Raw genomic sequence first — 6,419 nt, forward strand, 5'->3', positions numbered from 1 at the left:
CGACGCCGAGGTCGCCCCGGTGGTCGCCGCGTCGTCGGACGGGGCGTCATCGGAGCCGCACCCGGCGAGCGCGAGGGGCATGGCGAGGGCGAGCACCCCCAGGGCGGTGCGGACGGTCGGGCGGCGGCGGGCGGATCCGATGAGGTGCATGGGACGAACCTACTTCTTCCGCCGGCCCGGGTGGGCCCCGGCGCGTGCTGGACTGGGCATCACGGCCCCGACGGGTACGATCGACCCGGCTTTCCTGCCCGCCGTGCGGGCAGGGCGAGGCGCAGCAAGGCTGATGAGGGCGGCCCCCGGCCGTCGGGACGGGGACTGGCACACATGGAACACCACGGCCACCACGAACTGATCGACGAGATCGAGCGGTCGGTCGTCGCGCTCTCCGCTCCACGTGGCCGGGAATGCCTCCAACGCATCATCCTGCCGCGGGCCGGTGAGCCGCTCGACGTGCGCTCGCTCTACCTCGCCGAGGCGCCCACCAACGTCCGGCGCGCGCACTCCTCCGCCCGGACCTCCCTGCGGATCGGGGCCGACTCCGAGGTCTCGTTCGCCACCTACTTCAACGCGTTCGCCGCGGCGTACTGGCGGCGCTGGTCCGTCCTCGGCGAGGTCGTCCTCCGGTTGACGGTGCGCGGTTCCGGTCGCGTGGACCTGTACCGCTCCAAGATCGACGGCTCGCGGATCGCGGTCACCGGTGACGTCGTCGGCGAACCGGGCCGCGCCGACCAGGTGACGACGGTCGAGTTCGTCTGCGACCTGGGCCCGTTCGAGGACGGCGGCTGGATCTGGTTCGACCTCACCTCCGACACGGACGTGGAGTTGCTCGCCGGCGGGTGGTACTCCTCGGTCGACGCACCGCCCACGCGTCCCGACGCCCGCCCGGACGGCACGCCCGACCCGGCCGTACAGGTGCCCAACGACCGGCGGGTCACCGTCGGCATCCCCACGTTCAACCGGCCCGGCGACGCGGTGGCCGCGCTGCGGGCACTGACCTCCGATCCCGAGGTCGACGCCGTGATCGACGCCGTCCTCATGCCCGACCAGGGCGACCGCAAGGTCCGCGACGAGCCCGGCTTCGCGGAGGCGGCGGAGTTCCTCGGGGACCGACTCCACATCTTCGACCAGCCCAACCTCGGCGGCTCGGGCGGCTACAGCCGCATCATGTACGAGGCGCGCAGGCTGACCGATTCCCCGTACATCCTGTACATGGACGACGACATCGAGATCGAGCCCGACTCGATCCTGCGGGCCCTGGCGTTCGGACGCTTCTCCACGGTCCCGATGCTGGTCGGCGGGCAGATGCTCAACCTGCAGGAACGCAGCCACCTGCACACCATGGGCGAGGTGGTGGGCGCCCACGACTTCATGTGGACCGCCGCCCCGCACGCGGACTACGACTACGACTTCTCGCGCTACCAGCTGACGGACCGCGAGAACCCCAAGCCGCTGCACCGCCGCATCGACGTGGACTACAACGGCTGGTGGATGTGCCTCATCCCGCGCGTGGTCGCCGAGAAGATCGGGCAGCCGCTCCCGCTGTTCATCAAGTGGGACGACGCCGAATACGGGCTGCGCGCGCGGCAGGCCGGCCATCCCACCGTCACCATGCCGGGCGTGGCGATCTGGCACATGGCGTGGTCGGACAAGGACGACGCGATCGACTGGCAGGCCTACTTCCACCTGCGCAACCGCCTGGTGGTGGCGTCGATGTACCACGACGGCGACCACAGGGGCATCATGCAGTCCAGCCTCAAGGCGCTGGTCAAGCACCTGGTGTGCCTCGAGTACTCGACGGTCGCCATCCAGATCGAGGCCATCCGGGACTTCCTGAGGGGGCCGGAGGCCCTGTACGAACTGCTGCCCACCGCGCTGCCCAAGGTGCGCGCGATGCGGGCGGAGTTCCCCGACGCGGTGGTCATCCCGTCGGCCGTCGACCTGCCCGCACCGTCGGGTGGCCCGGCGGGCATCCACTCCGAGCCGAGGGGCCCGGTCCGCAAGGCGGTGGCGCTGGCGCGGGGCCTTGCCCACACCCTGAGCAGGGACGACAAGACGCACCACGAGGTGCCGCAGGCGAACTTCCCGCCGATCGAGGCCCGCTGGTACTCGCTCAGCAGGGTCGACGGCGCGACCGTCACCACCGCCGACGGTCGCGGGGTCGTCTACCGCAAGCGCGACCGCGACCTCGCCGCCGCCCTGTTCAAGGAGTCGGCCGCCGTGCACCGTGAGCTGTTCCGCCGGTTCCCGGAGATGCGCCGCCGCTACCGCGACGCCCACGCCGATCTCGTGACCAAGGAGGCCTGGGGCCGTGTCTTCGAATCCTGATCCGGTGGTGTCCGATCCCGCCGTGGAGATCCCCGTACCGACCGGCGAGGTCCGGTTGCTGGCGGCGATCCAGCGTCAGCTGTTGGCCGTGCCCGGTTCCCGGGAGGCGGCCGTGACGCTATCGCATGTCGGCGAGCACGCGCTGGGTTGGATGGCGGTCGCGGCAACGGGAATGGCCGTCGATCCGGCCCGCCGCGGTCGGTGGGCGATGGTCGGCCTCGGCAGCGTCGGCGCCCATGCCACCTCCGTCGTCGTCAAGCGCGTCATCCGTCGGCGGCGCCCGGACCACCCCGCGGTGACCGTCGGCGTCGGTACCCCCTCCAAGCTCAGTTTCCCGTCGTCCCACGCCACGTCGACCACCGCGTTCGCGCTGCTCGCGGGGTCGGTGGTCGGGGTCCCGGTGGCGCCGGCGCTCGTGCCGGTCATGCTGGCGTCGAGGTTGGTGCTGGGAGTCCACTACCCTTCGGATGTGTTCGCCGGAGCCGCGGTCGGCGCGGGCTGCGCTGCGCTCACCCGCGCCGTGTGGCCCTCGGCCGCCGTCCAGAGCGTGCTGCCCGAGACACTGCGCGACGGCGCGGCGGGCCCAGGCGTCACCCAGAACCGCGAGGAGAAGCGATGACCGATCAGTCCGGAGCGCCGGTGACCCGGGGCGGGGCAGACCACCACCTCCTCGGCGCCGAACCGCACACCGCCAACGAGATCGACGACATCGCCGAGGCGGAGGAGGATGCCAAGGGCGCGCCGCCCAAGAACCTCCTCGACGGCATGGTCAAGGCGCTCCGGCCGCGTCAGTGGGTCAAGAACGTCCTCGTCATCGCCGCGCCCGCGGCGGCCGGGTCCCAGACCCTCACCGACGGCAGCGTCCTGTTCTCGGTGTTCATCGCGTTCGTGGCGTTCTGCATGGCCGCCTCGAGCGTGTACCTCATCAACGACGCGTTGGACGTCGAGGCCGACCGCGCCCACCCGACCAAGCGGTTCCGCCCCATCGCGGCGGGCGTCCTGCCCGTGGGGTTGGCGTACGGCATGGCGGTGGTACTCATCATCGCGTCGATCGCGATCTCGGTGCTGCTGGCGCACCCGGCCCTGGCGATCGTCGTGGCCGTGTACATCGTCCTGCAGCTCATGTACTGCTTCGGGCTCAAGCACCAGCCGGTGCTCGACATCGCGTTCGTCTCCTCCGGCTTCCTGCTGCGCGCGGTCGCCGGTGGCGCGGCCGCCGAGGTCGACATCTCGCAGTGGTTCCTGCTGGTCATGGCGTTCGGTTCGCTGTTCATGGCCGCCGGCAAGCGCTACGCCGAGCTGAGCCTGCACCTGAAGACCGGCGCCAAGATCCGCAAGGCGTTGGAGAGTTACACCCCCACCTACCTGCGGTTCGTCTGGACGCTCTCGGCGACGGTGCTCGTGCTCTGCTACGCCCTGTGGGCGTACGACCGCGGCTCCGACCCGACGCAGCCGAACGGGGCGGCGATCTGGCTGCAGATCTCGATCGTGCCGTTCACCATCGCCGTCCTGCGCTACGCGGTCGACGTCGACGCCGCGCAGGCCGGCGAGCCCGAGGACATCGCCCTCGGCGACCGCGTCCTGCAGGTCCTCGCGGCGCTGTGGGTCCTCACCGTCGTGATCGGCGTCTACATCGTCCCGTCGATCGCCTGAGTCCGGCGGACGGACGATGTCGCAGGTGGCGGCGGCGCGCCGGTTCGGGCGCACCGGGGCGGTCTTCTGGACCGGGGTCGTGGTGGTGGTGGCGGTCTTCTTCGCCGGCGCCTGGCAGCGCCGGTGGATCGCCGACGACGGCCTCATCGTCCTGCGCACCGTCCGCAACCTCATCGCCGGCAACGGCCCGGTGTTCAACGCGGGGGAGCGGGTCGAGTCCAACACCTCCACGCTGTGGACGTACCTCATCTACGGCGTCCACGAGATCGTCGGGTACCGGCTCGAACTGGTCGTCCTGGGTGTGGCGCTCACGCTGAGCATGCTCGCGGTGGTGTTCGCGATGCTGGGCACCCGCGTGATGTACCGCGGCACCCGCCGCGCACCGGCCGGTGGGCCGATGGTGCTGCTGCCGTTCGGCGTGCTGGTCTACGTGATGCTGCCCCCGGCCCGCGACTTCGCCACCTCGGGTCTCGAGACGGGCCTGGTCATCTGCTGGATCGGCGCCATGTGGCTGGGGTTGCAACTGTGGGCCCGGGCGCCCCATCGTGAGGGCCGGTTGGGCTGCCTACCCACCCCGGGCACGGCCGCGATCGCCTTCCTCGCCGGGCTCGGCCCCCTGGTGCGCCCCGAGATGGCACTGGCCGCAGCGGCGTTCCTGGCGCTGATGGCCGTCGCCCACCAGTCGTGGCGTCACCTCGGGTGGCTGGTGGTGCTCGCCGGCACGGTCCCGGTGGTCTACCAGGTCTGGCGGATGTCGTTCTACGCGCTGCCGTACCCGCTCACGGCCGTGGCCAAGGACGCCGGCGGGTCGAAGTGGGACAAGGGCGCCGAGTACCTGTGGAACCTGCTGTCGCCGTACGTCCTGCTGGTGCCGCTGGCCGCCGTGCTCGTCGCGGGAATGGTCGCCCTCCGGGCCCGCCTCGCCCCCCGCCCCGGAAATCCGCTATTCCCGCTCCGGATCCGCTACCCGGATTGGAGTAGCAGATCCGGAGGGACGATAGCGGATCCGCGGGGCGCCGATGGTGGCGCCGCCGATGGTGGCGGCGATGGCGGGGGCGCCGACGACCACGACGCCGACGACCACGACGACGACGAGGGCGGTCGCCTGCCGCGGCTGCGCCGCCGGGCCCGCTCCACCCCGGTCGTCACGATCGTGTTCCTCGTGGTGGCACTGGTGATGCTGCTCTACGTCATCCGCGTCGGCGGCGACTTCATGCACGGCCGCGTGCTGCTGCCGTCTCTGTTCCTCCTGCTCCTGCCGGTCTCGGTGGTGCCCCTCCCCGTCGGTCCCGCCAGCGGGTCCGCGGAGGCCTCGGTGCGCCGGGTGGCGGTCCCGGCGATCGCGGCCGCGTGGCTCGTCGTCGTCGGCTGGGCGGTGACCGTCCAGGTCACCGAGAACCCGTTCCGGGAAGAACCGGAGTCGATCACGTCGGCGGGGATCGTCGACGAGCGCCAGTTCTACATCCAGCGGACCGGGCACAGGCACCCGTTGCTCGCCGAGGACTATCTGGACTTCCCCCGGATGCGGGCCCTGGTGAACGACGTCACCCGGAACCGGACCGGCGCGGTATTCCTCCCGGTGCCGGGGTTCCAGGACCGGTGGGACGTGGTGTCCTACGACCGACCGATGCCCGGGTTGGCACCGTTCGAGCTGCCGGAGGAGCCCCTCAAGACGGTGGTGTTCCTCAACCTCGGCATGACCAGCATGAACCTGCCGCTCGACGTGGACGTCTACGACACCGTCGGGCTCGCCTCGCCGCTGGCCGCGCACACGGACCGTATGGAGGACGGCCGGATCGGGCATGACAAGTTCCTGCCGTACGACTGGGTGCTCGCGCGCACCGGAGTCGTGGAGGACCCGGTCAACTTCCCGCGGTGGATCGACGTCAACTGGGTGAACCAGGCCGAGGTCGCGCTCCAGTGTCCCGCCACGCAGGCACTCATCGAGTCCTACACGGCCCCGTTGACCCTCGAGAGGCGCTGGTCCAACGTGGTGAATGCATTCTCATACGCCGAGTACAGGATCAACAGAATCCCTGCGTACGAGGTCCAGAGGTGCGGGCTGCCGATGCCGGAGGAAGTGGAGAAGTATCAGGGCACTCGGTAGTGTTGCGCACGCTGTTGTCTCGAAACGGTAACAGTCGGGGGTCGAAATGGTCCCCGACCTGTAACACCTGCCCCAAAGTGCGCGACAGTATCGATGAACTCGATGTCGCAGTTCCGGTCCTCCCCCTGGTGGGGCCGGTCCGATGAACGTCACCGATGCCCTCCCGGGCACCAGGAACGAACAAAGGAACACACGAATGTCCCACTCCACCCTCCGGCGCAGGTTCGCCGCCGGGCTCACCGCACTGGCGACGGCCGCAGGGCTCGTCGTCGGCGCCCCGGCCCTGGCCGGTGCCCAGGCGACCGAGCAGGGCTCGTCGGCCAGCCTCGGGTCC

The 6,419-nt window shown here is 70.8% G+C and carries 4 protein-coding genes; all 4 read left to right on the forward strand.

The annotated features are described in order from the left end of the window. Positions 1-324: 324 nt before the first annotated feature. The 4 genes from G6023_RS13755 to G6023_RS13770 are packed head-to-tail and all read left to right on the forward strand — an operon-like array spanning position 325 to position 6,085. Positions 325-2,325 carry a glycosyltransferase gene (locus G6023_RS13755; protein WP_069388759.1) on the forward strand — a complete coding sequence of 667 codons (2,001 nt, stop codon included), beginning with the start codon at positions 325-327 and terminating at the stop codon, positions 2,323-2,325. Next, entirely contained in the window at positions 2,309-2,944 is a 636-nt protein-coding gene (locus tag G6023_RS13760) for a phosphatase PAP2 family protein (RefSeq protein ID WP_069388758.1), read from the forward strand. Before G6023_RS13755 ends, G6023_RS13760 begins: the two co-directional genes overlap by 17 nt. Continuing rightward, a complete protein-coding gene (locus G6023_RS13765; RefSeq protein WP_096906243.1) occupies positions 2,941-3,978 on the forward strand; it encodes a decaprenyl-phosphate phosphoribosyltransferase in 1,038 nt (345 codons plus the stop codon). Before G6023_RS13760 ends, G6023_RS13765 begins: the two co-directional genes overlap by 4 nt. A gap of 16 nt (positions 3,979-3,994) precedes the next feature. Then, positions 3,995-6,085, forward strand: coding sequence for an arabinofuranosyltransferase AftB family protein (locus G6023_RS13770; RefSeq protein ID WP_163375317.1), 2,091 nt, complete (start codon positions 3,995-3,997; stop codon positions 6,083-6,085). Positions 6,086-6,419: the final 334 nt, after the last annotated feature.

This window comes from Dietzia sp. DQ11-71, assembly GCF_014144995.1.
GTDB classification, from domain to species: Bacteria; Actinomycetota; Actinomycetes; order Mycobacteriales; family Mycobacteriaceae; genus Dietzia; species Dietzia kunjamensis.

What these genes read in the sequence shown, in the direction of transcription:
- G6023_RS13755 (WP_069388759.1), top strand. Translation starts at nt 325, where the DNA reads ATGGAACACCACGGCCACCACGAACTGATCGACGAGATCGAGCGGTCG.
- G6023_RS13765 (WP_096906243.1), top strand. Translation starts at nt 2,941, where the DNA reads ATGACCGATCAGTCCGGAGCGCCGGTGACCCGGGGCGGGGCAGACCAC.
- G6023_RS13770 (WP_163375317.1), top strand. Translation starts at nt 3,995, where the DNA reads ATGTCGCAGGTGGCGGCGGCGCGCCGGTTCGGGCGCACCGGGGCGGTC.